The organism is Rosenbergiella epipactidis, assembly GCF_018494055.1.
Lineage (GTDB): Bacteria > Pseudomonadota > Gammaproteobacteria > Enterobacterales > Enterobacteriaceae > Rosenbergiella > Rosenbergiella epipactidis.
Genome location: NZ_JABBFQ010000011.1, coordinates 54932 through 78582 on the forward strand (window position 1 = coordinate 54932; position 23651 = coordinate 78582).

Below are 23651 nucleotides of genomic sequence, written 5' to 3' on the forward strand. Positions count from 1 at the left end.
CTAAGGTAAGAATAATTTTTATTTATCACATTAATAGACCAATGCATCATCGGGGGACTGCTAAATTTTCAGTACTAGGCATTGGCTAGTAATCTCCATCTTATTGTTTTAAGGAATTAGTGGTATTTATTACTCTCTTTAATTTCACATTTTCTAACAAATAATAAAATTCAATATACAAAGGTAGGTAATAGGGGATTTTACCAAGCTAAGGCCTGTAGTGATGGGATAAAATATTGGCGTAGCAAGCGCAAACGACTTAATGTGCATGGCTGTGTCAGGCGCAGCCCCTTTTGTTTAGAGCACTGAAAAAGGACGTGCGGTGGTAGAAAAGCGTAATGATACCGAGTCAATTATGTGTAATGATGATTTTCAGGTCTTGCAGAATGTTGCCCTCGAAAGCAGGGGGGGTAACGCCGTACTCGGTGAATAAGATTAATTTTTTTGTCGGCACGAAAGCATGGGAAGATTTGAAAACCAATAAGGTCTTGCTTTTAATTGTCGCGATTTAATTCTACCCATATGATCTATTAAAATAATATATTGACAGATGTAGTGAGGATTTTTATAAAAATCCATATATTATTCCTGTTGATTATCTAACATAAATTAAATTTATCACTAATTATTTCTCTTAAAGTAAATGTGAGTCATGTCATTTAAATGAAAATTTATATAATTCCCCTTATTACTTTTCGTGGGAGGCATAAAACTAAATATAAACATATTAAGGGAAATGGCTGGTTTGGAAGAGGAAATTTTATCTAAATTAACTCGTGATGTCCGTACTAAATTAGATTCATCATCAATTAAATTAGCAGGGATAAAAAAAGTGGGTTTGCACTTTAATGTGCCACACGTCATTTCAGAAATAAATTTCACTTGATAAAAATCTCTAATTTTATTAAGCCAAGCTTTGCCATAATATACTTTAGGCTCGTCAGGGAGCAAAGAAATATCTTGTCGGGATGATACAGAAACAAAAAGCTCCTTTATATGAATACGTCCGTCATCAGTTTCTATAAACCTCTCCTCGCCGGCCAAGAAAGCTTCGACTAATCCAGAGAGCCTTTTCCGAGAATGCCTTTTATGATCTAAGTCCTGCTCTGCATTTTTTTGTAAGTGTTTTCTGGATGATGTAAGGGCTGATTTTGTATTCACTCCATTATCACTTTTTAAAACTTTTCGACTACCTGAGGAAAAATTAAGTTCGATAACCTCATCGTGAATATAAGAAAGAGCTTCAGGATCTTTCATGCCTCTTTTACTTTTTCTTAACTCATGAACAATACTTTCTCCGATTGGGCATTCTTTTATATGGTCAGATACGAAGATGAAGTAAGGATCTCGTTTACGGAATGATTTAGGCTTATCTAAATTTGCACAGGTTACTTGTGCATCACATCTAGGGTCTGGGCATTGGAATAGATGCTTAGACGTTATCGTATGATTGTACATACGGTCAGCATCATCCGCATTGACCAATTTGTTCAACTCAATACTCAATGCCTCTTTCAGTTTCATATAACCTCTTAATATCTAGTTATTCAATGAGTTAAGGTGATATTGAACATTATTTTATAGAGTAAGCTCATTAAATATTGTTTAAGTACAAAGTTAATGTATAGAACAGATTGAAAATATTTTACATTTCGTTTCACAAAACTTACTATCAGTATATAAGATAATTTCATAGAGATTTTATAAAAATTAGCGTTTTATAGCATCTATTAATTTTTTATTTTTACTTATTTAATTGCTCCTATCAAGCTTTCGATATGACGAATTGAAATCTCCCAAGTAAATTTAGGTTGTGTTAATGACTAAAGTTATAAGTAAAACCGAATGTTCAGAATGGGTATTACGCAATAGTCTCTACTGGATGAGCGCAATAACACGCTGGAAGCTTGATGAAGGGGATGAGCACTGGCTCATCTCGTTTGATCCATTTTATGACGAGATATTGTTCGAATTTGAGCGATTTATCAATGATTACCAGCTCAGAGAGAAACTTCAGGTGCATACAGATAAGATCAGGTCATCTATAATAGATAATGTACTGAAGAGCATCGATTCGAGACTTGCCGAATGACTACGATGCCATTCAACTTTGACCGCCTAAGTAATGGTAAAGTCTTCATCAGCAATCTTGCTGGCTTTCACAGTTTCGTCGATGACGAAGAGCTACATCTTATTGCCGATAATAAATTCCCTCTAAAACAAGCAACCTCCCAGCTACTTGAAAGCAGATTGTTCATTGCAGACGATGCGAATCAGGTAGTTTCAAAAGCTTCACTGAGTTCGGCCTTTGCCAAGCGACTGATGAATGAACTAGCCTTCAGGCCCATCTTCATGATTGTGCCGACTCTCAGGTGCGATCACACCTGTAAGTATTGTCAGGTTAGTAGGGCATCGGTTACCGCTGACGGCTATGACCTGAACCCTGAACTAATACCGCAAATCGTCAGCATCATCAAAAAGCTGGGCACTCCACCTTACAAGATTGAAGTGCAGGGCGGAGAACCGCTTCTAAGGTTTGATCTCGTTCGGGCAATTTATGAGGAATGCGAGAGTTCATTAGGTAATGATGCTTTCGAAATGGTTGTTGCTACCAGTCTCTCAATATTGGAAGAAGGCATTCTCTCATGGGTGAAACAACGGAATATCACTTTCTCAGTTTCTCTTGATGGTAATGAAGCAGTCCATAATAAAAACCGCATCCTTACCGATTATCAGGCTCACACCAAAGCTGTCACTGGCATTAAAAAAATTACTGAAGAACTTGGAGCAAATCGGGTAGCTACGGTTACCACAGTTACTAAGGAACTGACAAAAGAGCCAGCTTCAATAGTGGGTGCTCATCTATCTCTTGGCCTAACAGATATGTTTATCCGGCCTGTGAGTCCCTATGGGTTTGCTCAGAAGCAGAGCTTCACTTTTTCAATGCCTGAATATTTTGAGTTTTATGAAAAGTTAATGCAGGAAGTGTTGCTTCAGAACCAGAAGGGCATACCTGTCGTTGAACATTCGGCTTCAATCCATCTAAAGCGAATTTTCAATCCGGGCTTCAGTGGTTATGCAGATCTGAAATCACCGAGCGGAGTCGTGCTGAATTGCATCCTGTTTAACTATGACGGCAAGGTCTACGGCAGCGACGAAAGCCGTATGCTCCAAAAAGTAAATCCCGAAGCAGATTTCAGTGCAGGGGAGTTTGCTTCACTCTCATTCAGTAGCAACGAATACTACAGTTCCTCTCTCTCATCTTCATTTAACTTCGCCATGCCAGGTTGTGACACCTGTGCATACCAGCCTTTCTGTGGAGCAGATCCTTGTCAGAACATTAGTGTTCATGGTGAACCAGTTGGTGACAAGAGTCGGTCAACCTTCTGCCAGTATCACAAAGGGATGTTCCGCTTCCTGCTGAATGAAATCTCTCAGGATGGACCAATGTCTGAGATGCTCAAAAGGTGGGCTTATGTCTGAGGTGCTGAGAAACGATATTTTCCGGTTTTCTTCCGACTTGCCAGTTCAGCAAGGATTCTATCGCCTATGCAAATCTAAGCCCGAAAATCCTCAATTCTATCTACCAAATTTGCTTGTCACTGCAAAACAACTCGATTCCAGACTGCCTACATATTTTGCAGACTCGATTGTGAGCCAGGAACTTTTCGATTCCATAGAAGATGGTGACATTGGGATCGTCAATAATGGCAACATGCTCCGGGTAATTCTGTCCCGTAAAGCGAACCATAACACTGTTCTGGTCACCGAAAGGTGCAACAACAGTTGCCTGTTTTGTTCTCAGCCTCCTAAAGCAGGAAATGATGACTGGCTTCTTAACCAGTCGGCTCTCGCTATCGCTTCTTTCTCACTGAATGGAGTAGTAGGAGTGAGCGGGGGAGAGCCTTTGCTCTATGGCGAAGACTTCCTGCATTTTCTGGACTTCATCATCGAAAATTCACCTGAAACAGCACTGCATGTTTTAACCAATGGACGGAAGTTTGCGGATGTCAGCTTTACCCAGCAGATAAAAGAACGAAGTGAAAAGATCAAAATCACTTTTGGCATTCCTCTTTATTCTTCAAGAGCAACAGTTCATGACTATCTGGTAGGAAGCGAAGGAGCATTTGATGAGACGGTTAGAGGACTGATCAATGCCGGTAACTCAGGTATCAACATCGAATTGCGAGTCATCCCTACTCAAGCTAACTATACAGAGCTTGATAATATCGTAGAGTTTGCTGGCCGTGTGTTCTCTAACGTTAACCAGATCTCCCTTATGGGGCTGGAATCGATTGGATGGGCCCGTAAGAACTGGTCATCGATCTTCATTGAGCACGACAACTATAGCGAACAAATCCTTTCTGCTGTAGATACTGCACACAGGTCAGGTATCCCTCTTACCATCTTCAATTATCCTTTATGCCACCTTCCTGAAAGGGCATGGAGTTCTGCTACACAGTCGATCTCTGACTGGAAAAATTACTATCCCAAAGAATGTGATGAATGCACTCAGAAGTCTTCCTGTACTGGTTATTTCAGTTCATCAAAAGGCCGTTTTCATCAACCACCGAGACCAATAATATGAAAAAGTTTAATTTCGCTGCTCTGCTTCCGGGATTTTTGGCACTTAACAATTCAGTCTGGGCAAGTGATTCATCTACTGGTGCCAGTGACTTACCTGGTATGACCCTGAATGAGCATGATTTGGTGATAGCCCCTCTCAATACCGAAGTGCCGTTCTACATTGCCGGACACAGAAGTCACAGTTCTCACCGTAGCCACAGCTCACACCGTTCTTCATCAGGCGGGGGCTACTATGGTGGAAGCACACCTTACTATCCCAAGACTTACAGCTCACCTAGCATCTCAGATTCATCTAATTCAGGAACTCGTTCGTCCTCTTCTGTCCGTTCACTTCGCTCTAATGACACAGATAGCACAACCACAACAAACTCAGCAGGAACCACAGGTGCTAATAGAGCAAGTAGTGGGCTGACTTCGGATACAGAAAAGCGTAAGCGGTTGATCATGAGAGTGCAGTTCGCCTTACTCGATAAAGGATTTTACAACGGTAATATTGACGGGAGCATGGGGCCAGCCACAAGGACAGCAATCAAGAATTATAGAGTTGCAAATGGATTACCGACCCCAGTAAGGGAAACTTTGGATACACAGTTGTTAAATTCATTGAGTATTTTAGCGAGATAGATTTTATCTAATGCTAACTACACAGTTAAGAGTATAAGATTATTTATTCTGGGCTGTACCGAGCTTCCTATATTATTTAACGACGTAACCTTACCCGTGATGGCATTGGATACTGTTGATATACATATCGACGCCTTATTTGCAGCGCTCAATAGTTAACGTAGCTTAGGAGCACAGCCATTAGCCGTGCTCCTTTTGCGTTATTGAGGTCGCCATAAATCCATTCGTTGCTCTTCAGAAATACCATAGTAGGCTGATGGCCCACCGGCACGCAGAATCGGCGAGGCATCGACGGTTTGATAAATCCCCTGACTGTCTAGGAGTGATGCGTCAATATGAATCATCACGACCTCACCCAACACTAACCAGCTATCGATAGGCTGATCCTGACTGTTCCGCAGTTGAATGAGCTGTGTCAGCTGACACTCGAAATGAACTGGGCTTTCCGCCACGCGGTCGACAGCGATCAGTTCGCTATTTACCGCCGTTAACCCGGCCAAGGAGAATTCATCTTGGCCATGCGGCAAGGCTGCAGAGGTTTGATTCATCGCTGAAGCTAAGGGGTGAGTGACAAGATTCCACACGAACTCTTTCGTTTCAGCAATATTGGCGACGCTGTCTTTCCAGCCACTGCTGGCGAAACCGATAATCGGCGGATGGTAGTTAAACAGATTAAAGAAGCTGTAGGGGGCTAAATTACGTTGGCCCGCTGCGCTGCGCGACGAGATCCACCCAATGGGTCTTGGGGCGATAATCGCATTGAGTGGGTCATGGGCTAAGCCATGACCCTGTTTCGGTTGATAGCTGTAGGTGGATTGTGTCACCGTGGCGGTTCCTTATGAATAACGGGAGTAGGACTCAGTATAGTGCAGACCCCGTATCATAAAGTGGATCCTGTCGAACTTACTCCCAAGGGACAAAAGTATTGAGCATGCTTTGAAAGTGTTCGGCTTGCTCTGCATGAGGCTGCGGCGAAGCCAGAGATAGGATCACGACATTCCTTTTATAGGGATTGATTTGCAAGTGCAGGGGCAAGTGAATAAAGGCACAGAGCTGCGTAAATAGGCAGCCTTCATATAAAAATTTATGGGTCTGCTGAATAATTTCACATTGGGCTGGCCCTAAGGTTTTGGCGGCAGAGGCTTCCTCCAAGGAGAATGCTGGCACTTGCCGTTGCATCTTCTCAACTTCCTGATCGACAAATTGCTGCAGATCTTGATTCTCGTTAAGGCGACCGTGGTTGATAATAATTTGATAGGCGTTGTTAGCCTGATCGATAAAATGAAGTTGGTGCACACTTCGGTTCTCGAGGGGCACCGGGGTAAGAAAGTAGCCATCGGCGAAAGGGTATTTAAAACGTTGACCATCCATGGTTAATTTTCCTTAGAGTAAACAATACGGCCCATCGTTCTCAGACCAGGGCCATTCGATGATAATTCCCCACCCCTCTTTTACCGACCATGAGGCAATGCGTAGCAGAACGGGGGGACGATTGGGCGTCGACCAGCATGTCACCTCGATTTTACCTGCAAGCGTAGTGAGTTGTGACGGTGAATAGCGGTATTGCGCAAGACGCGGTGTGTTGTAACCGTAACAATGAATATACAGTTCATCGGGTAATGCTTCTCCGATGAGGGGAAAAACCGCTATTGGCTTAATGTGGTGAATACGATGGGCATCACACCATGCTATATCGCTAGCTGGCGCAGCAAAGTAGCTTAGCGAGCGCGGCGGTAAACAATCAGCGTAGCAACTGATTAGCTGAAAATTCAGCCCACACTGGTGCTCGAATTGTCGGCGTGTCCGCAAAGTTCCAAGGGGGCGGGCCTCTTTTTTACGCGGATAGTCGGTAGGAAGGCCCAGCAATGCCTTTATATGATGCTGTGAGTGAAGTTCCCGCTGTATCCAAGCGAGAGGCACTTCGCCAGCCTCCTGTGCGTTGAGGTTATGATCGTGCCAAATTTTCGGTGACTTGTCGCGGGTATAGTGATGCCAAAGAAAGGGGGTTGGCAGGTGGTAAATATCATAACCCCAAGTGAATGCACGCAGGGACAGCGTAATCTCTTCCCCTTCAAAAAAAATAGTGGGGTCGTTACCGACTTCAGTGACAAAAGTTCCTTGAGTGAAAATAAAGCCTGCCGCCATAAAGCTCCCTCTTTCCGGGGTGGAACGTCTGCAGCCCCGACTGGTTAAGGTCGGCAGTCCTTCAGCAGTAAAAGCGTTGAAACTAATACGATTAGCCTGTTCAGCATAGATTATCTTACCCTGTTCCCCATAGTGGTAGCTTGGCGGATAACTGCTGAGTAAAGGTTTTGGACTCTCTTGGCGCAGTGCGGTAAGGGCATCTATCAGGCGGCTATCCCAGCGCTCGCCAAACAAACAATGCGCATCGATCTGTAAAAACCACTGCTCTTGCTGATAGCGCCGATCACAGAGCGCGCGGGCAAAACCGACGCCTTGTGCTTGCTGATAGGGGAGTGCAATCAGCTCAACCTGCGCCGCGCTCCCCCTTAATTGATAAACTGGAAACCCATTAATCGTGGAGACCGCTATCGGCGTCCATCCTGCTGCGACCAGGTGATTGAGGTCGTTATCGTCCTGCCAACAGATTGCGATATGCAATCGACTGGCATCCTCGGCTTGCGTGATAGCGCTCTCGACAGTCTGCCACAGCTCTTGATCGCGATAACTGGCGATATTGATAAAGATACGGTTATCCATAGATGATCTACTCAAGGGTAAATTGGATCTCAGCATAGGCGGTAAAAGGCCCTGCCGCGGGAGGGCTTTTTAAACCGGGTTTTAACACGGCTTGCCAAGTGAATTCCGCATCGCTAGTAGATGTAATATCATTTAAGGCTTCGCTATCCGTTCCATTTACGCGGAGAAGATTTTGTTTACTGTCATAAATGGCGATACGCAGTCGATCGTCTTGACCAGCGGAATCCGTTACCTTGATGGATTGAAGGTCACTACTGAGTGTCTGGGTCGAGATTGAGGCACGCGTTGAGAAACGTTGGTAATCACTCCGACAGTTAATTTTGAACCTTAGATCACGATAGATCCCTTGAGCCAAGCTGCTTGAGTTCACTCGGTCAAAGTCGATGACTTTACTGGAGTCTAGCGTACAGCTAGGAATGCTCTTAAGCGTTAAGGCCCCTAGGTTTAAGCGCATCGAATAACTACTGGGCGTTGGCGTAAAGAGATAGTTATAGGCGACAAAACCTATGGGGAGGAGTTGATTTCCAGAAGTGGACGAGAGGGCAAGCGTATCACTAACTTTGTAAAATTCCAATCGATAGGCCGATCCAGGTATGTAATCGAAGGTTCCCTTCAAAATACCATTCGGGAAGACCATATGTTGTGTTTTAGGGTAACCACCATAACCATCACGGCCATTGGTCCATAATACTTTGACGCCAATTCCAGGGACATCGGTAGCGTAGATTTGATTGGCAATCTCGCGGCCTGCGAGGTAAGTCAGTTGACGACCATATTCCGTTCCTCGTTCGCAATCGTCATAACCAATGCGCGCGGTAATCGGCACACTGTCGATCCGTGCAAAAGGTTGATCTAAACTGACTGGCGCATCGGCATCGATAGTCAACGTTTGGGCGGCAATGGTCAGTGTAGTGGGGGTGCCACGCGCCAAAATGCAGGCAGCATGGCTGTGGCTTGCCAGTGTAATGAGCATTAATAATCCATATAACCATTTCATTTTATACATCCTTTTCAAGAGTAAGCAGGGAGAGAAGCTCGCGGGGAAAGCGATGACTTATCTGCTGGCAATCCAAACCAATACTGTGTTCTGCAAACAACAAAAGTAGACTTAAGGGGCTACTCGGTTCGTAATAAGCGAAGTTCTCGCGAATTTCGCGTAATTTCTCTTTTGCCTCGTAGCGGTACGCCAGCGCATCTGCCCCAGAAGAAGCCGAGCTAGCATGGGGGAGAGGGATGACGTCTTGCTCAGCGGTTACGGCGTGCTGTTGCCGCTGATGGAAGCGGCATAAGGGGGCGAGGAGCGCAGAAAGGTGGGGAAATTCGAGAGACTCAGTGCCTAAAATGCTTGAGGGTAATTGGGCTAACTGAACGAGTCGCTGCTGTAACTGGGTACAAGACTCGAAAAACTGAGTATGTAAAGCATAGCGCAGCTGCAGTTTCGCTCTTTCCGCTAAGGAGAGTGTTTTTTCCCGCACAATCCACTGTTCGAACTCTGCGAGAGTGTAGGATTCTGTCTCCGACATTTCGAAAGCATATTGACGTAATTCAGCGACGCAGCCTTCACAATCATCTAGCCCCGCCAAGGCGTTGTAGCGAAATTCAGGGACATATTCGCCTTCATCGTGACAGTGTGGGTGTAGCGCCTCAGGCCAACGTTCGAGTTGAGCGATTAATAACGCGACGCCCTCGACCAGTGCGACAATCCCTTCTTGCGCTAAATGGGCGCGAATTAGCAAAATCAGTAGTCGAATATCCTTCGTTTGCTGGCATAAGCCGCGAAGCTTAGGCAGAAGCGACGGCCACTTGATCGTGGCAGCGGGTTGGATAAAGGTCCCGTATTCAATCGTTAAAGGTGATGAGACTTCTAACTGTATGGCTAGAAAATCAGGGTGGTAATCAATGGCCTTTCCGCAGGGGGATAGCTCATTGATAGGTTCCCATAGCCAAGGGTACTGCGCATAAATAGAGGGTAAAGATGACATATTCTCTTCCTTGAGCCAATGCCGTGCGTACAGTGTCAGACGCTAACACAAGCGGTATAAATCATTCCTTGCTGCGGGCGTTCTCCCGCATCATTCACTAGCCAAGTATCAAAGCCTAACTGTTGCTCGCCAGAGAGCGTGGTCGGGAATGAGGACGACGCCGCCAGGGTAAGTTGAATATCAAAATAATAATGACCTCCGGTGAGCCGTTGAATGACCCTTGAGATAGACGCTAAAGCGTCGTTATCGGGATGAAGACTGCGGTATTGCTGATAGCTTAAGGGGCCACACCCTATCTTGAATCGATAACCAGCCTGATAACTTGCCTCCCCTAACATCGCATTGACGCCTACTCGGCAAGAGTGCGCTAACTGACACTGTTCTTCCACGGGAAGACTTATCCAACCCGATTGAAACTCGGCTATCTGGAAAGGAAGATGAAATAACGCATTAAGCGTCGAGATAAGGTCACGTGGCGCACAGGTTTTTCGAGCAAGTTGAAAGCCTGCAGAGAGCAGCGGATGCTTAGTCTGTGGCGTAGTGGGTAAAGGCAGCCCTGATAAACAGCGTAGATAATAGGAGAATCGATCACTTTCGGGGCGGTCTAGGGAGGCGGTATCTTGCGCGGCGTACCATGCGCGGAAAAATATCGCCATACTGCGGTGGTGGAAGAGATCAATAAAATCAATCAGCGCACTATCTTGTTGTTGCAAGCGGGTTAACGCGAGTTCTGATAAATGTAATGGCAGCGGCCCCTGTGGTCCCCAAACGCCTAAGCTAAAAAGCTTGATCGCTAATTGCTCAGCTTGCCATGTGATTGAGGCGATCTCACTGGCAGGAAAAGCCAGGCTAACGGCTTGGCTTAAGCGGAAGTTCTCATCTTTCCAACGTAATGCATTACCTGGCAGGGGCAGTTGCGGGGCGGCTGCCGAGAGTTGGCGCAACGTTGCCAAAAAATTCGCCGTCCAAGGGGAGTCGAGTGGCAAGTTTTTTAAGGCATCTGGGCACCAGTCCCCGAGAAGAGATCCGCTCATAGTACTCCCCGCTGGCCGATTATTGCTGGCCAAGAATGAAGGCTACCGCGTTGTAATGACACCAGCTCCATTTCGATAAAGCTATTAATAGCAGTATGGGTGGAGAGAAATAGCGCGATAACGTGGCCAAAGAGCAGTGGGCTGTGATTGGAGAAGTGACTCTCGTCAACGGTGAGTTGACATTTTACCCCACGACCATTGAGGAGTAAGTCATCGTTAGCAATTCGCCTCACTACCGGTCGGCAGGTAAAGCTCACCACACTGCGGATGATGGCTTCAGAGAAGTGATCCCCAGGGTGTAGAAATAGTTTTAATCTCTCGCGTAACTGAACAGCGCCCTCGGTAAGGTCAGCCCCATCAAGAGGCTGATAGGCGCATTGTAAGAGATTAATCAATTTCCACGCGGAGTCAGCATAAGCCAGCGAATCGTAGCGACAACTGATGGCACTGATAAAAGTGGCCCCCTCGGCAGGGATACGTTCTTCCAGTTGAAGGTCAATCCCCGCACTGTCAGGTTTAGGAAGTTCACGCGGTAGGTGTCGATTGGAGACTAACGCCTCAATATGCAAACTGGCTAAATACGGCGAGTGAGGGGGTTGAACTTGATCGACAAGTGTTAGCCAGACATCGCTTTGCGTCGCGTGTCGCTCGGTGAAATCACCGATGAGCTGAGGGGTGCGTTCGACAGAAAAATACCGTCCTTCGTGATTATCTGCGACCTCTGGACCCTGATAGAGCGGGTAGAAGGTCGCTAATGCTTCCCCCTCTCGGCTAAACCCACTGACTGAATTGACTAAGCAGAGTTCGTAATCCGTGGGGCGGCTGCGGTCGACAATAATAGGGTGTTTGAGTGCACTGGAAGTCACACTGACGCGATCCACCTTACCGGGAAACAGATTGATTACCGGCACGCAATGTAGGCTAAAACGGTCGGCGTTCACCATCGGAGCAAGTTCAACGGGAAAGTCATCGAGTAATACACTTATTTCAAGCTGGTTATCGTGGCAATGCTGAAACGCTGGGGCCAGATGGGTGATCGAGAAAAAGTAGAATTGAGAGCGAAAATCAAAAAAATCTTTTAGATAGCGATAACCCTGATGGCTTTGCCAGAAGGGCTGATGATGGGTATAGCCAGTAGGCTGAGCGCTAATCACTGGCCCCGTCTCTTGGCTAGAAAACAGAGCGCAGTGCGAGGCGGATTTTACGGCAATGCCAGCATAATGGCAGGCTAATAGTTCGAAGAGACGAGACGACACATGTTCGTCTCCGCTAAGGTAGAGAGAGAGCTCGTCGCAATCCGTTAGTTGAGAAAATAGCAGCCCTGGCGTCAGTGATAACGTTAAGGTGAGCGTCGCCTGGGCAAGCAGGGATGTACCGGATTTATCAATAGTGGTCATAAGCGCTGGAGTGAGGGGCGTCAGCACGGCCTGCTGCAAGGTCATTGGCCAAAGCTTAAGGGGGCGGCAGGTTCTAAATTCACAGCGCGTCTTCTCTTTGCCTACGGGCTGGCTTAGAAGGGGGGTATTGATTGCTACGGTATAACCGGCGGTCAGCTCACCTTGCGTTGTTGACGGATGTATCGCGACGACAGCTTTAGCAGGCGTGGGCATCGTAAACTCGGGTGAGAGGCTATTCAGTAAGCGTTGGGTGAAAGGTTCAAACTCAGCATCGATTTTCAGTTGCGTTCGCGCATTGAGAAAACAGAAAGCGTCGATAAGTCGCTCTATCCAAGGATCGGCAATGGCGGTACTGTGCAGATTAAGGCGCTTCGCTATTTTAGGGTGTTTTAAAGCAAAATCCCCGGCGATATCGCGCATAAAGAGGAGTTCCCGTCGATAGTAATTAAGAAACCGCTGGTCCATGTAAAGTTACTCCTAATATAATAAATAGCGATTCTTTTTATTTAAACCCTAAAAAGCTAATTAAATGGCTCTCGTTAATCAATAGATTAATGAGTGTTTGAGTTTAATTAGGAATTTGAATCGAGCCTTTTTCTTAAATTGTTATTTTTATATGATAAGTTCTTTATCTTCTGATGATATTGAATAATATCTTATATCTGTACTGAGTCAGTTATGTTGATATTAACGGACAAATATCCTCGGCTTTCTCGGTGCAGGGTAATTCTCTAGCTGTTAATAATGGATATTTAACGAGCGAACTCTCAAAACTCGTTCAGACTTATTATAAAAGGAGTGCTTCTCACCCTTATTAAGAGAAGTACGGTGAATACGTTATTCAAAGGAATGCTATACATGTCAAAAGCTAAAGTACTTTTATGCACCGCGCTGTTATTTCCCTTTTCATATCTTGCTAATGCAGCAGATCCTACAAAACTCACTGACCAGCAAGGTCTTATCACGTTTACCGGCTCGTTAACCGGCGAAACCTGTGAAATCGTTGGGGATAGAAACTTTAGTGTTCTCCTTCCTAAGCTTTCAATTAATTCGCTAAAAGATGCTGGAGCTGAAGCAGGCTCTAAGGATTTTAAAATCTCAGTAAGAAACTGCTCGAGTAGCCTGAAAAATATAGCGGTACATTTCGAAGCGGTCGGTGGCAGTGATAAAGATACGGTAACCGGTAACTTAAAAAATACCTTAGTCGATGCCAATACGGCGGCGTCGAATGTACAAGTTAGGCTTTATAAGGATCAAGAACAAATTCGCTTAGGCGACACATCTAAACCGGTTGCATTGGTTAACAGTGCGGCAGATATGAGTTTTGCCGGAGGCTACTACTCGACGGGGCAAGCCACGGCGGGTTTGATCGAGGCAAAAGCAGTCTACACGATTGCCTATCCATAACGTTAATACTCAACTGCCACGACCGATTGTCGTGGCAGTATTATTTATATGGAAATCGCGATGCGACAACCAATAGGGGTCACAGTGAAACGCCTGACACTTATTTTTATTGCCCTAAGTGTATTATGGAATAACAGTTACGCAGGGGTCACCCTGACCGGGACACGTATCGTGTTTACTGAAGGGCAAAAAGAAAAAATAGTTCGAACGTCCAACAAAGGTGACGTTCCTGCCTTGGTCCAAGTATGGATTGATGAGGGGCAATCCGCTGTCGAAGGGACTGACCATGAAACGCCGTTTATGACGATTCCGCCGCTATTTCGTATGGAACCCGGCAAAGGGCAAAGTGTAAGGGTTCGCTATCTTGGCCAGCCTCTACCAAAAGATCGAGAATCTCTTTTTTGGTTTAACTTACTCGAAGTACCGCCGAACAGTGCTGAAGAGAACCAAAGTGAACGTCTCTCTCTTGCTTTCAAAACACGCATAAAACTCTTTTATCGACCTGCAGCCTTAACGGAAACGAGTGCTGAACAGGGCGCGAAAATACGCTGGCAACTCGTAGGAAATAATGAATTAAAGGTGACCAACCCGACGCCTTATTATCTCTCTTTCTATTCCGTTGAATTGGTTGCTGGCAACCGTAGGCAACCAATTTCTCTATCGATGATTAACCCTTTCTCTGAAGAAAGAATCATGGTTCCTGTAGCCTTACGTAATAAGCGCTTAAGCGAAATTAACTTCGAATTAATTAATGACTACGGCAATGGAAGTCACTATCAAAGTCAATACCGTGACGGTAAAGGATTTATCGTCACTAAAAAATAATCATTATTGATTACTTTATTATTCAGGATGATGCATAGCCATGGATGAGCTAAAGCAGACTACTGGAGCTAAAAAATTCGTAGGGATTAATAGAAGCGACAATACCATACGTTTTTATTTACGAATAATAGCTCTCACTTGCCCTATCGTCGGCGGCTTTACGCTATCGCCGATGGGGTGGGCAATTGAACAGGCTTTATCGCCGACAGCATTATCGTTAGAACCGGCTAAAGGTATATCTTTTGATGCGCACTTTCTTCACGGTCAGAAAGTTGATTTAACCGCCTTTACGCAGGGGAACCCTATCGCGGCCGGTGAACACCAGGTACTTATCGTTGTCAATAATCAGCCACGTGGGCGATTTCTCATCACTTTTCAGCCTACCCAGGCGGAACCACAAGGCAATGCCCAGCCCTGCTTTACTTTTTCGACGTTGCAGCAGTTAGGGATCAAGGCCGATTTAGCGTCAAAGGACAACGCCTCAATAAAAGGTTGTCAAACTCTCGGACAATGGATTCCGCAGAGCCATACGCATTACGATGGCAGTGATTTTATTCTGCAACTCAGCGTGGCGCAGAAATACTTTCGTCCTCAACTACCGGGTGATATTGCCCCTGAGCGCTGGGAGCAAGGAAGTAATGTTGCTTTCGTTGACTACAATTTAGATGGATACAGTCAACGTGTTACATCCTCTTCTAACTCCCGTGCGAGTCAGCAGAAAACGCTGAGCTTAAGTTCGCTCCTCGGTATCAATCTCGAAGGTTGGCGTCTGCGTTATCGACAAATCAGTCGAAAATTAACCAATACCTCATGGCGCTACCACGGCCAATCTGCTTATGCGGAACACGATCTCACGGGGATCAGAAGTCAAGGCCGAGTGGGGGAAACCTGGTCCTCTGGCGAAATCTTCGATAGCGTTACTTTTCGCGGTGCCCAACTGCGTTCCGATCACCGTATGCTGTCATCAGCATTACGTACTTATACGCCGCGCTTCTCCGGAATTGCGGAAACCAATGCGACGGTGACGCTTTGGCAGCAAGGGCAGTTGGTGCAGCAAGCCAGTGTTCCCGCGGGGCCATTCGATATCGACTCGCCCAGTGTTGGAGGGTATGGTGGCGACTATACCATGGTGATTAATGAGGCGGATGGGCGTAAAAGAGTCTTTATCATCCCTAATTCCGCACCGCCTCTCATCCTTAATAAATCAGTCATTAAATATGAAGTCGATGCAGGTAAAATCACTCAGGCAAGCACACTGCATTCTCCTTATTTTGTTCAGGCAAACCTTTTTTACGGCTTAACCGAGAATTATACCCTTTTTAGCGGCACCCAAATCGCCAAGGGGTATCAGGGAATGGCGTTAGGCAATGCAATCAATACCCCTTTCGGCGGACTCGCTCTGACTGGCAACTTGTCACTACAGAAAGGTTCGACGCGATCCCCAAAATATCGTGGCAGTAAAATGAATCTTTCTTACAGCAAATATCTGCGTGATACCCAAACCAGCATCAATGCCTCAGTAGACAGAACCTTTTCGGGGCGATACCGCACTCTCAACCAGAGTCGCCAAGAGCCTAGCGCGTTAGGTTTCGGTAATTACCCAGCGGTGACGCAACGGTTATCGCTTTCGATAGGCCAACCCATCACCGACAGTGTGAGCGTCAATCTCACCGCTTCAAGGTATGACTATGAAAACCGTGGTGCGACGCATCATTACAGTCTGTCTATGACAAAACAATTTCGCTCGTTTAGCGTTGGGACGGTCTTATCGCGTAGCCAAACTTACCAAGGTAAAAGGGATAATACGCTAATGTTATCGCTTAATATTCCGCTTGGTAAAGGATATGGACAGCACGCGCTTTTTGATTCTCTCTACAGCACTTACACGCGCGATAACGATGGCACGACAACGTTACAACATAATGTGAACGGTCACTATGGCGATGAAAACGCGTTGGTGTACGGAATAGGCTTGAATAGCGAGAAAGTAAAGCAGCAAAAAATGAATACGGCTGTACAAGCGAATGTCGCCTATAACAGCCCTCGCGGCCAATACAGTAGCTCTTTTAGCCGCGGTCGTGGGCATCAGCAATATTCATTGTCTGCTAATGGTAGCCTAGTCGCCCACTCCGCAGGGGTTATCGCGGGGAGGCAGCTCGGTAACAATCCTTTTGCCATCATCTATGCGAAAGGGGCGCAGGGCGCGAAAATTATCAATGGTCACGGCGCAAGGATTAATCGCGATGGTTACGGCATTCTTCCGTCACTTACCCCTTACCAGGAAAATCGAATTGCGGTTAATCCAGAAGGGTTACCCCTTACGGTATCGATTACAGAAAACGAAGCGACAGTCATTCCTCGAATGGGGGCGGCGCTAAAGGTCGAAATGAAAACGCAAACCGGTACTCCGGTTTTGTTAAAGATGAGAAACCGGCAGCGCAAGCTGTTTGCCATGATGAGTCAGGTCTTTACGGAACACTCTCCGCATTTAGCTTTAGTCTCGCAAGCAGGAAGAGCGTTCATTCAAGGCTGGGATCCCGAACGCGAAGCGCTCTTTGTACGCGATAGCGTCACGAAAGAAAGTTGTCAGATCCTTGTCGACCAAGACTTAATCGAGCAAATGAAAAAAATAGATAATGAAGTTATTTACAAGGAGGTGAGTTGCCAATGAAGGGAATCACAGTAAGGACACGATATTGCGCAGGATTCTTTTTACTCGTCAATCTTTCGTCATCGATTGCCGCGACGACTAGCTGTCGTGATAACTGTCATATCGAGGTGCTCTTCAAAGGGGAATATCTCGCAGAAACCTGTCGGTTGACGATCAATCAGTCCACCGCTCAGGAAACGGTCATTTTGCCCGAGTTATCGACCGCTCAATTTACTGCCCAAGAAAACGAATTAGGGGAAAAGCCTTTCACGGTGCAGCTAACAGAGTGTCCTGAAAAGCAGACAATATTATTATCGATGCACGCCGAGAATAATTTTTATGATGCGTTAACCGGTAATTTAAAAAATAGCCTCGGCGCAGGGATGAGCGAGAATATTCAAGTCAGAATTCGTAAAGAAAATGGCGAGCAATTAAAAGTAAACCAAACCAATACGGGTCAGGCTTACCAGTACGCCAGCGGTAAAAATATCGAATCCCACCAATTTACCGCCAGTTATTATTCAATGGGGCTACAGCCGACACCAGGTAAATTAATGGTCAGGGCTACCCTCAATATTAATTATCCGTAAAAGTAACGTGATATGAGGATTATTTAACAGGGAGAGTTAGGAATGAGTGTTAAGGATTCACAAAAGTTTATCGCGAGAAATCGCGCTCCACGCGTGCAGATTGAATACGACGTCGAAATTTATGGTGACGACAAAAAAGTGAATCTCCCCTTTGTGATGGGAGTAATGTCTGATCTATCTGGAAAGTCGCAGGCGAGCCAACATCCTTTAAAGGAGAGGAAGTTTCTCTCCATTGATATAGACAACTTCGACGACCGGATGAAGGCCCTGCAGCCAAGGGTATTGTTCAATGTGGAGAATACGTTGAGCGGTGAAGGGCAACTATTAGTGGATTTAACACTAGAAAGTTTGTCTGATTTTTCCCCCGAAAATATCGCTAAAAAAGTTGCGCCGCTGGCACAATTATTAGAGGCCAGAACACAATTAGCCAACCTGCAGACCTACATGGACGGGAAAAGCGATGCGGAAAGTTTGGTGATGCAGTTTCTTAATGATCCTCACTTACTTACGGCGCTCGCTGCGCTGCCTGCGGCTGACGGCAAGCAGGCTGCCCCAACGCTGGTCGAGGAGTAAGCAATGAAACACGCTATCGCTCCTCTTTCAGGGCAAGCCCAACAGGTATCGGCGCAATTGCCAGCACTGTTACAAAAAGCCTTTCGTCCACAAACCGATATTGCGCAACAAGCTGTGGAGTCTGCAGTCAAAACCCTCGCGCAGCAAGCCTTACAGAGCGCGATTATTCTCTCTGAGGATGCATATAAAAATATCGCCGCATTGATTGAAACGATCGATCGGAAAATATCGGATCAGATCAACGGCATTCTGCATCATCCCGAATTCCAACAACTCGAGAGTGCTTGGCGTGGCCTGCACTATTTGGTCACCCACACCGAAACCGATGAGCAGCTTAAATTACGGGTACTGGATATTTCTCGCGATGAGCTAAGACGTAACTTGAAACGTTATAAAGGCGCCAATTGGGATCAAAGCCCGATATTTCGCATGATTTACGAAGAGGAATACGGACAACTAGGGGGTGAGCCTTACGGCTGCTTAGTGGGAGATTACTACTTCGATCACTCGCCAGAGGAGGTCGACTTACTTACGTCATTAGCAAAAATAGCCTCCTCAGCACACGTACCGTTTATTGCGGGGGCTGCGCCCTCGGTCATGCAAATGCAAAGCTGGCAGGAACTGGCAAACCCTCGTGATTTAACGAAAATTTTTACCCAGAACCTCGAATATACATCGTGGAATGCCTTACGACAGTCAGAAGATGCCCGCTATATCGGTTTGGCGATGCCACGATTTTTGGCGCGACTCCCTTATGGTGCTCGCACCAATCCCATCGAAGCCTTTGCGTTCGAAGAGAATACGGCGGGGGCTGATCATAGCCACTATATCTGGGCAAATGCGGCCTATGCTATGGCGGTAAATATCAACCGTTCATTTAAACAGTATGGTTGGTGCACGATGATCCGCGGAGTAGAAAGTGGCGGAGTGGTTGAAGGTCTACCGTGCCATAGTTTTCCGACTGATGATGGCGGCATCGATCTTAAGTGCCCGACTGAAATTGCTATTTCAGATCGACGGGAAGCCGAATTGGCAAAAAATGGTTTTATTCCGTTGGTGCACCGTAAAAATACTGATTATGCCGCCTTTATCGGCGCCCAATCGTTACAAAAACCCGCGGAGTATTACGATGACGATGCCACGGCAAACGCAACCTTATCGGCGCGGCTGCCTTACCTTTTCGCCTGCTCGCGCTTTGCGCATTACTTGAAATGTATTGTGCGCGATAAAGTCGGTAGCTTTAAATCTCGTGAAGAGATGGAGAAGTGGCTAAATGATTGGGTAATGAATTATGTCGATGGTGATCCCACTAACTCTTCTCAACAGACAAAAGCGAAGCGACCGTTAGCCGCCGCCGAAGTTATCGTAAGCGATATTGACGGTAATCCGGGTTTTTACCAAGCGAAATTCTACCTGCGTCCGCATTTTCAATTGGAAGGCTTAACGGTCTCGCTACGTATGGTGGCTAAGCTGCCTTCGGTCAAAGAGAGCCTTTAATTCTCTACAACAACCCATAACAAGGAGCGTATATGTCTCAGGATATTTTTATTAAATTCGATGGTATTGAAGGGGAGTCTCAAGACGCCCAGCATAAAGGTGAAATTGAGGTGCTGAGCTGGGGCTGGGGCTGCTCACAACACTCGAATATGCACCAGGGTTCAGGAGGTGGCGCAGGTAAAGCAACGGTGGATGATTTTACTTTCGAGCACTATATCGACCGAGCTAGTCCGAATCTTCTAAGCTATTGCTTATCCGGGAAGCATATTAAAAACGTAAAATTTATTATTCGTAAAGCAGGCGGCGACCCACTGGAGTACCTGACGATCAGCTTTAGTGATGTCATCATCACGCGTCTCACTAAAACCGGCTCCTCTCAGGAAGATGTCCGTGCGAGAGAGCAGGTCAGCTTCTCCTTCACCGCTGTTACCGAAGATTATGTGATGCAAAATGCAGAGGGAAGTAAATCGGGAGCCGTGACGGTTAACTATAACGTAAAATCTAACTCACTAAATTAATAAGGATTATAGAAGGAAATAACAGATTTCTTAATACGTCTTGGAATCTGTTATTTCTCTCTCTCCAAATTGACTTTTTATATTCATAGTAATTATGAAGGGGGATGCTTTGCCGTTAATTTATAGATTTTTATTTTTCCTTATTTTCTTCCTTTCCGGTTGCACGATTAAACCGACAAGTGACTCGCAGGTGAATGTCCATTTTATTGCCGCATCTGATATTAATAAAAATAAAAAAGGGGAGCCTTCGCCGGTACAGATCTTTATTTATCAGGTAAATAATCGTGATAATTTCAGTGCCGAAAACCCGCTAAGTCTCATGTCGTCAACACTTCCTAAAACGCATCAGGATTATCGCCGTATTGGCGAGATTATTTTGCAGCCCGGACAACAAAAAACGTTATCGTTACCGATCACCACGGGCCGAAATACCTTGGCTTATGTTGCGGCATTTAGACATATCGCGACAAATCAGTGGTCGGTTATCCATACCGTAGAAAATCCTGCGCAATTTATATGGCAAAAAGTATTGGGTGGTCGTTCGTTACAACACACCCTTCGCCTACAGGCTTCCACCCTCACGCTTTCAGAACAAGGAACGTTATGAAAACCAATAAAGTGGTTTGGAGTGAAGGCCTATTTTTAAGGCCTCAGCTTTTTCAACAGCAAGAACGCTATTTAGAACATTTTATCCATCAACGCGCCTCGATACTGACGCCTTATCATTGGGGATTCTCACAGCTAACCCTTGATCGGCAAGCACTGGAGTATGGCAAGTTAGTCATCAACTCTGCACAAGGCATTTTCCCTGACGGTACTCCCTTTACCTTCCCTGATGAGTGTTCACCGCCGAAACCGTTAACATTACTGCCGCAACATTGTGGTCAACAATTCTATGTGGCCTTATCCCTGACGGTTCCCGGTCACGATGAAACCTTATTATCCGCTGAACAGGAAGGCGCGTTAGCACGCTTTATTGCGAAAGAACATCTGGTGCATGACACTAATGCTATTCACCGGGAACCTCGTCATCTGTTATTGGCGCAATTACGTCTACAATTACTACCAGAATCTGAACTGAATGACACCTGGATGGGGTTACCCTGCGCACGGCTTAAACACCTTGAATCCGACGGTCGGGCGATTCTCTGTGATGAAGAGTTTATTCCTCCGGTTATCGATTCCCGGACGAGCACGTTATTAATGAGTGGGATCCAGCAGATCGCGGGACAGCTTAGACATCGGGCTGAAGCGTTCGCTTTACCCTTAACTGAGCAGGGGAATAGCGATTCGCTGGCGGTAAGGACGGAGGAGTATCTTTTATTACAACTCTGTAATCGCTATCAATCTATGTTGGACTATTGGTTAAAACGGCCATTGGTGCATCCGGAGGTCTATTTTTGCGAATTGAATGCCTTACAAGCGGAACTCGCGACCTATCTATGTCCGCAGCGTAGGCCTCCTTCTGAGGGGTTCTCCTACCAACATAAACAGCTAGCGGAGACTTTTCGTCCACTGATCGACGATATTAGTCAGCAACTTAATCTGCTACTGACCAAGGCCGGTGAGTGTTTCGATTTCCAGCGTCAGTCCAACGGTATTTGGGTGACTACCGATCCTGATCTGAGGTTAGAGGAATACCACTCGATTATCGTGGCAGTGAACGCGGCCGTTTCCCAGCAGCAGATCACCAAGTATTTCATTCAACAGACCAAAGTAAGCGCGCCACGGCACATTCTCGATTTAGTCCGTTCTCATTTACCCGGCGTTACATTACAACAGCTGGCGGCGCCCCCGCGCCAATTGGCCCATAGCGCTGGAACCTATTATTTCGAACTCGTCAAAAGCGGCCGTGATTGGCAAAACATCCTCGCCGAACAAGCGGTAGCCCTGCATATTGCCGGACGCTTCACTGCGTTAACGCTACGACTATGGGGGTTACGTGATAGATGACTAAATTATCCGCAATAACGACTGCCTCGCTCAACGAATCCGTCAGTGGAGAGTCTTCGCTCAGTAACATGGATCACGAGCTGAAAGATCTATCATTATCGAAAAAACAATTTGTTGGGGAGAGCATCAGCGAGCGTGTTGCGCAAGCTCGCGCGACACAATACCCATTGTTTAGTTTAGCTAAGCCACTACTCAACGTACTGAGTGATATTCCTTCACAGATCGAACAACTTGAATCCGTGGAAATTCTACGGTCATGGTTAATTTATGAAGTCACGCTCTTCTCACAATTGTGCGAGCAGTTAAATATCCCTTGGCGAAAAATGACAATTACCCGCTATTGTCTTTGTACCGCGCTAGATGAGGCTATCCATACTACCGAGTGGGGGATTAATAGTGGGTGGTCACAGCAGAACCTGCTGAATTATTTTGAGGAGGATAACGACGGAGGCAATAAATTTTTTCTACTGGCAGGACGGCTGGCAATGAACCCCAGTGATTATGCCGAGGTATTAACAGTAATACTGCATATTCTTAATTTAGGTTTCGAAGGGCGATACAGTATTCAACAAGAGGGGAAGCAGCACTTAAGCCAGATCCGTCAACAGCTTTATACCTTACTGCAACCCTATGTGGCGACTGTGCAAACGCCGGTCTGTACTGACTTCGCCCCCTTAGCGCGGCCAATTAAGCGACCAACGTTTATATCGCTTCGTGGCAGTGCGGTACTCTGTGTGATGCTGATTACAGTACTGTACGGCGTCTACAGTTTACATCTCAATTATCGTCTCTCTCAATTAACCCACACTGCGTTACAGCTCACCGACCATATCACTCTGCAGCCGTTGCAACGCCCAGTGATGACCTTGCCACAGCGACTCAAGACGGACATTGAGCAAGGAACATTAACCGTGAGCGACGCTGATCAGGGGTATCTTGTGAAATTGACCGATAGCGCGATGTTCGCGTCGGCGAGCGCCAAACTGCTGTCACATCATTACGCGGTGATAGAGCGCGTCGCGCAAGCGGCTAAACAACTGGACGCACGCGTCAAAATCGTGGGTCACAGTGACAGTCAGCCAATCCGCAGCCAGAAAAACTTCTCTAATCAGCAGCTCTCTCTGTTGCGGGCTGAGGAGGCCGCCCAGATATTTTATCGCGCAGGTTTCACCGCAAATCAGATCCAGCGGGTAGGGGCGGGGGAGCATCAACCGCTTATGGCTAACTCAAGCTTAGCGCAGCGTAATCAAAACAGACGTGTTGAGTTTTTTATCACTTTACAGGGAGATTAAA

22 protein-coding genes are annotated in these 23651 nt (G+C 46.2%); 14 read left to right on the forward strand and 8 right to left on the reverse strand.

What is annotated here, in order from left to right; translation table 11 throughout:
* Window positions 1-621 precede the first annotated feature (621 nt).
* Complete coding sequence (locus HGT71_RS14750; protein ID WP_214218434.1) at window positions 622-1524, reverse strand: hypothetical protein; 903 nt, start codon at window positions 1522-1524, stop codon at window positions 622-624.
* A gap of 295 nt (window positions 1525-1819) precedes the next feature.
* Between HGT71_RS14750 and hxsD the strand changes: the two genes are divergently transcribed.
* From hxsD to hxsA, 4 genes are read left to right on the forward strand one after another with little or no spacing between them, the layout of a single operon-like run.
* A complete protein-coding gene (gene hxsD / locus HGT71_RS14755) occupies window positions 1820-2092 on the forward strand; it encodes a His-Xaa-Ser system protein HxsD (RefSeq protein WP_214218435.1) in 273 nt (90 codons plus the stop codon).
* Window positions 2089-3483 carry a His-Xaa-Ser system radical SAM maturase HxsB gene (gene hxsB, locus HGT71_RS14760; RefSeq protein ID WP_214218436.1) on the forward strand — a complete coding sequence of 465 codons (1395 nt, stop codon included), beginning with the start codon at window positions 2089-2091 and terminating at the stop codon, window positions 3481-3483. The genes hxsD and hxsB overlap by 4 nt, the downstream gene beginning before the upstream one ends.
* The gene (gene hxsC / locus HGT71_RS14765) at window positions 3476-4588 is read left to right on the forward strand and encodes a His-Xaa-Ser system radical SAM maturase HxsC (protein WP_214218437.1); all 1113 of its coding nucleotides are present in this window, start codon (window positions 3476-3478) and stop codon (window positions 4586-4588) included. The genes hxsB and hxsC overlap by 8 nt, the downstream gene beginning before the upstream one ends.
* The gene (gene hxsA, locus HGT71_RS14770) at window positions 4585-5211 is read left to right on the forward strand and encodes a His-Xaa-Ser repeat protein HxsA (protein ID WP_214218438.1); all 627 of its coding nucleotides are present in this window, start codon (window positions 4585-4587) and stop codon (window positions 5209-5211) included. Before hxsC ends, hxsA begins: the two co-directional genes overlap by 4 nt.
* Before the next feature lie 200 nt (window positions 5212-5411).
* Here the strand turns inward: hxsA and HGT71_RS14775 are convergent, their stop codons facing one another.
* The 7 genes from HGT71_RS14775 to tssF form a co-directional block, all read right to left on the reverse strand.
* Window positions 5412-6035, reverse strand: a complete 624-nt coding sequence (locus HGT71_RS14775) for a flavin reductase family protein (protein WP_214218439.1) — start codon at window positions 6033-6035, stop codon at window positions 5412-5414.
* A gap of 79 nt (window positions 6036-6114) precedes the next feature.
* The gene (locus HGT71_RS14780) at window positions 6115-6582 is read right to left on the reverse strand and encodes a DcrB-related protein (protein WP_214218440.1); all 468 of its coding nucleotides are present in this window, start codon (window positions 6580-6582) and stop codon (window positions 6115-6117) included.
* Window positions 6583-6594: 12 nt separating this feature from the next.
* Window positions 6595-7932 (reverse strand): GlcNAc-transferase family protein, encoded by a 1338-nt coding sequence (locus HGT71_RS14785; RefSeq protein WP_214218441.1) that lies wholly within the window; start codon window positions 7930-7932, stop codon window positions 6595-6597.
* Window positions 7933-7939: 7 nt separating this feature from the next.
* Window positions 7940-8929 carry a fimbrial protein gene (locus HGT71_RS14790; RefSeq protein WP_214218442.1) on the reverse strand — a complete coding sequence of 330 codons (990 nt, stop codon included), beginning with the start codon at window positions 8927-8929 and terminating at the stop codon, window positions 7940-7942.
* 1 nt (window position 8930) lies between these two features.
* Window positions 8931-9914: a type VI secretion system protein TssA gene (locus tag HGT71_RS14795; RefSeq protein ID WP_214218443.1), complete on the reverse strand. Its 984-nt coding sequence runs from the start codon at window positions 9912-9914 to the stop codon at window positions 8931-8933.
* Window positions 9915-9949: 35 nt separating this feature from the next.
* Window positions 9950-10948, reverse strand: coding sequence for a type VI secretion system baseplate subunit TssG (gene tssG, locus HGT71_RS14800; RefSeq protein ID WP_214218450.1), 999 nt, complete (start codon window positions 10946-10948; stop codon window positions 9950-9952).
* Window positions 10945-12810, reverse strand: a complete 1866-nt coding sequence (gene tssF, locus HGT71_RS14805; RefSeq protein WP_214218452.1) for a type VI secretion system baseplate subunit TssF — start codon at window positions 12808-12810, stop codon at window positions 10945-10947. The genes tssG and tssF overlap by 4 nt, the downstream gene beginning before the upstream one ends.
* 393 nt (window positions 12811-13203) lie before the next feature.
* Here tssF and HGT71_RS14810 point away from each other — a divergent pair, with 393 nt between their 5' ends.
* The 10 genes from HGT71_RS14810 to icmH all read left to right on the forward strand — a co-directional run bounded on the left by HGT71_RS14810 (window position 13204) and on the right by icmH (window position 23650).
* The gene (locus HGT71_RS14810; RefSeq protein ID WP_214218454.1) at window positions 13204-13752 is read left to right on the forward strand and encodes a fimbrial protein; all 549 of its coding nucleotides are present in this window, start codon (window positions 13204-13206) and stop codon (window positions 13750-13752) included.
* Between the two features lie 60 nt (window positions 13753-13812).
* Window positions 13813-14577 carry a fimbrial biogenesis chaperone gene (locus tag HGT71_RS14815; protein WP_214218455.1) on the forward strand — a complete coding sequence of 255 codons (765 nt, stop codon included), beginning with the start codon at window positions 13813-13815 and terminating at the stop codon, window positions 14575-14577.
* Window positions 14578-14617: 40 nt separating this feature from the next.
* Window positions 14618-17248 carry a fimbria/pilus outer membrane usher protein gene (locus HGT71_RS14820; protein WP_214218456.1) on the forward strand — a complete coding sequence of 877 codons (2631 nt, stop codon included), beginning with the start codon at window positions 14618-14620 and terminating at the stop codon, window positions 17246-17248.
* The gene (locus HGT71_RS14825; RefSeq protein ID WP_214218458.1) at window positions 17245-17817 is read left to right on the forward strand and encodes a fimbrial protein; all 573 of its coding nucleotides are present in this window, start codon (window positions 17245-17247) and stop codon (window positions 17815-17817) included. Before HGT71_RS14820 ends, HGT71_RS14825 begins: the two co-directional genes overlap by 4 nt.
* Window positions 17818-17859: 42 nt before the next feature.
* Entirely contained in the window at window positions 17860-18390 is a 531-nt protein-coding gene (gene tssB, locus HGT71_RS14830; RefSeq protein WP_214218460.1) for a type VI secretion system contractile sheath small subunit, read from the forward strand.
* 3 nt (window positions 18391-18393) lie between these two features.
* Window positions 18394-19887 carry a type VI secretion system contractile sheath large subunit gene (tssC, locus tag HGT71_RS14835; RefSeq protein WP_214218461.1) on the forward strand — a complete coding sequence of 498 codons (1494 nt, stop codon included), beginning with the start codon at window positions 18394-18396 and terminating at the stop codon, window positions 19885-19887.
* Between the two features lie 32 nt (window positions 19888-19919).
* Window positions 19920-20405, forward strand: coding sequence for an Hcp family type VI secretion system effector (locus tag HGT71_RS14840; RefSeq protein ID WP_214218463.1), 486 nt, complete (start codon window positions 19920-19922; stop codon window positions 20403-20405).
* Between the two features lie 109 nt (window positions 20406-20514).
* Entirely contained in the window at window positions 20515-21012 is a 498-nt protein-coding gene (tssJ, locus tag HGT71_RS14845) for a type VI secretion system lipoprotein TssJ (protein ID WP_214218464.1), read from the forward strand.
* Window positions 21009-22358, forward strand: coding sequence for a type VI secretion system baseplate subunit TssK (gene tssK, locus HGT71_RS14850; RefSeq protein ID WP_214218466.1), 1350 nt, complete (start codon window positions 21009-21011; stop codon window positions 22356-22358). The genes tssJ and tssK overlap by 4 nt, the downstream gene beginning before the upstream one ends.
* Complete coding sequence (gene icmH, locus HGT71_RS14855; protein ID WP_214218469.1) at window positions 22355-23650, forward strand: type IVB secretion system protein IcmH/DotU; 1296 nt, start codon at window positions 22355-22357, stop codon at window positions 23648-23650. The genes tssK and icmH overlap by 4 nt, the downstream gene beginning before the upstream one ends.
* Window position 23651: the final 1 nt, after the last annotated feature.